The 2,912-nt window shown below is 74.9% G+C and carries 4 protein-coding genes; all 4 read left to right on the forward strand.

Annotated features, from left to right (window positions below):
* Positions 1–860 (forward strand): vWA domain-containing protein (locus HMPREF0731_RS03275; protein ID WP_007002593.1); only part of this gene is annotated, 860 nt, incomplete at its 5' end.
* Positions 857–1,192 (forward strand): XdhC family protein, encoded by a 336-nt coding sequence (locus tag HMPREF0731_RS03280; protein ID WP_007002594.1) that lies wholly within the window; start codon positions 857–859, stop codon positions 1,190–1,192. The genes HMPREF0731_RS03275 and HMPREF0731_RS03280, both read left to right, overlap by 4 nt.
* On the forward strand, positions 1,189–1,890 hold the full coding sequence (locus HMPREF0731_RS03285; RefSeq protein ID WP_007002595.1) for an XdhC family protein: 702 nt from the start codon (positions 1,189–1,191) through the stop codon (positions 1,888–1,890). The genes HMPREF0731_RS03280 and HMPREF0731_RS03285 overlap by 4 nt, the downstream gene beginning before the upstream one ends.
* Positions 1,887–2,912 (forward strand): molybdopterin-binding protein (locus HMPREF0731_RS24905; RefSeq protein WP_007002596.1); only part of this gene is annotated, 1,026 nt, incomplete at its 3' end. The genes HMPREF0731_RS03285 and HMPREF0731_RS24905, both read left to right, overlap by 4 nt.

Here is a 2,912-nt window from a genome sequence, read left to right on the forward strand (position 1 = left end):
GCACCCCGCCCGCCGCCCCGCCCCCGCCCGAGGAGCGGCGCATCGAGGCGACGATGACGGTCAGCGCCAGCGAGGCGCTGCGGAAGATGGATTTCGAGGCGATGAGCGCCGCCGAGCTGGCCAATGCCCGCGCCGAGATCCGCCGCCTGTCCCTGCCGCTGGACCACCGCCCGACGCGCCGCTTCCGCCCGCACCCTTCCGGCGCGCGGGCCGATCTGCGCGCCACGCTGCGCGCCAGCCTGCGCCAGGGCGGCGAGATCACCACGCTGCGCCGCAGCCAGCGCGTGGTGCGGCCGCCGCCGCTGGTGGTGCTCTGCGACATCTCCGGCAGCATGGGGCGCTATGCGCAGATCCTGCTGCATTTCATCCATGCGGTGACCAATGACCGCGACCGCGTCGCCGCCTTCCTGTTCGGCACGCGGCTGACCAACATCACCCGCCAGCTGCGCCACCGCGACGCCGAGGTGGCCTTCGAGCTGGTCGGCCACGCGGTGCAGGACTGGTCGGGCGGCACCCGCATCGGCGCGGCGCTGGAACTGTTCAACCGGCAATGGTCGCGCCGCGTGCTGGGCCAGGGCGCCGTGGTGCTGCTGATCACCGACGGGCTGGAGCGCGGCGACGCCGCCGACCTGGCGCGGCTGGCGGCGGCCACCGAGCGGCTGCGCAATTCCTGCCGCCGGCTGATCTGGCTGAACCCGCTGCTGCGCTATGCCGGGTTCCAGCCGCGGCCGCAGGGGGTGCGCACCATGCTCCCCCTGGTGCATGAGCACCGTCCGGTCCACAACATCGACAGCCTGCGCGCGCTGGTGGCGAGCCTTTCCGCCCCGGCGCCGCGCGGCGTTGCGGGAGGTATGGCATGAGCGACCAGGAGGACATCCTCGGCACCGCCGAGGCCTGGCTGAAGCAGGGCGAGACCGTCGCCCTGGCCACCGTGGTGGAGACCTGGGGCAGCTCGCCGCGCCCGGCGGGCTCGCATCTGGCGGTCACCGCCTCCGGCCGGCTGGCCGGCAGCGTCTCCGGCGGCTGCATCGAGGGCGCGGTGGCCGAGGCCGCCCGCGCCACCATGGACAGCGGCACGCCGCAGCTGCTGGATTTCGGCATCAGCGACGAGCGCGCCTGGGAGGTGGGCCTCGCCTGCGGCGGCAAGCTGAAGGTGTTTGTCGAGAAGCTCGAACCGGGACAGGCGGCATGAAGGCGGCGCTGCTCGCCCGGCTGCAGGCGGCGCGCGCCGAGGGCCGCCCGGTCGCGGTGCTGACGCGCCTCTCCGACGGCGCCCAGCACCTGCACCCCGAGGACACCCTGCCCGAGGCGCTGCGCGCGGCGGCCGAGGCGGCGCTGGCCAGCGACGCCGCCGCGACGCTGACCGAGGGCCATGAGAGCTGGTTCGTGCAGCCGCACAATCCGCGGCTGCGGCTGATCGTGGTCGGCGCCGTCCACATCGCCCAGGCGCTGGTGCCGATGGCGGTGGGGCTCGGCTATGCCGTCACCGTGGTCGATCCGCGCCGCGCCTTCGCCACCGAGGAACGCTTCGGCGCCGGCATCACCCTGGTCGATGACTGGCCGGACGAGGCGATGGCCCGCCTGGCCCCGGATTCCCGCAGCGCCGTCGTGACGCTGACCCACGACCCGAAGCTGGACGACCCGGCGCTCGAGGTCGCGCTGCGCTCCCCCGCCTTCTATGTCGGCGCGCTGGGCAGCCGGCGCACCCATGCCAAGCGCCTGGCGCGGCTGGCCGAGGCGGGGCTGACCGAGGCCGAATGCGCGCGCATCGCCGCCCCCATCGGCCTGTCGATCGGCGCCGTCACCGCGCCGGAAATCGCCCTCTCCATCATGGCCGAGATCGTGGCGCGGCGCCGCGGCGCCGCCCTCGGCACCAGGAACAGCGCATGATCTTCGGCCCCACCCCGCTCGATGCCGCGCAGGGCGCGGTGCTGGCGCACACGCTGCGCCTCCCCGGCCGTGTCCTGAAGAAGGGCACCGTGCTGGAGGCCGAGGCGATCGAGGCGCTGCGCGCCGCCGGCAAGCGGGAGGTGGTGGCCGCCCGCCTGGAATCCGGCGACGTGCCGGAGGACGAGGCCGCGCACCGCCTGGGCGAGGCGCTGCTGGGCCCGCTGCTGGCCCGCTCCCGCGCCGCGACGGGCCGGGTGAACATGCTGGCCGATGCCGCCGGGCTGCTGGTGGTGAACGAGGCGCTGATCCACCGCCTCAACGCGCTGGACGAAAGCATCACCCTGGCCACCCTGCCCAACTATACCCCCGTCACGGCGCGGGAAATGCTGGCGACGGTGAAGATCATCCCCTTCGCCGTGCCGGGCGGCGTGCTGCAGGTGGCGGAGGCCGTGGCGCGCAGCGGCCGCGCCCTCGCCATCCACCCCTTCCGCCCGCTGAAGGTGGGGCTGGTGCTGACCGAGCTGCCCGGGCTCAAGGAAAGCATCATGGAGGGCGCGGTGGAGGCGACCGAGGCGCGCGTCACCGCGCTGGCCGGCCAGCTGCTGCCGCCCGAGCGCTGCCGGCACGAGGAAGGCGCCATCGCCGAGGCGCTCACCCGGCTGAAGCGCGCCGGCGCCGAGCTGCTGCTGATCGCCGGGGCGTCCGCCGTGGTGGACCGGCGCGATGCCGGCCCCGCCGCCATCACCCGCGCCGGCGGCACGATCGAGCATTTCGGCATGCCGGTGGATCCGGGCAATCTGCTCTGCCTGGGCCGCATCGGCGAGATCCCGGCCCTGGTGCTGCCCGGCTGCGCCCGCAGCCCGAAGCTGAACGGCTTCGACTGGGTGCTGCAGCGGCTCTTCGCCGGCCTTCCGGTGGCCAGCGCCGAGATCGCCCGCATGGGCGTGGGCGGCCTGCTGAAGGAGATCGAGACCCGGCCTTTGCCGCGCGATTCCGCCCCGCGCGCCCAGGCCCCCGGCGCC

This window comes from Pseudoroseomonas cervicalis ATCC 49957 (assembly GCF_000164635.1).
GTDB classification, from domain to species: Bacteria; Pseudomonadota; Alphaproteobacteria; order Acetobacterales; family Acetobacteraceae; genus Pseudoroseomonas; species Pseudoroseomonas cervicalis.

Coding starts and splice junctions, on each gene's coding strand:
- HMPREF0731_RS03280 (WP_007002594.1), top strand. CDS start 857: ATGAGCGACCAGGAGGACATCCTCGGCACCGCCGAGGCCTGGCTGAAG.
- HMPREF0731_RS03285 (WP_007002595.1), top strand. CDS start 1,189: ATGAAGGCGGCGCTGCTCGCCCGGCTGCAGGCGGCGCGCGCCGAGGGC.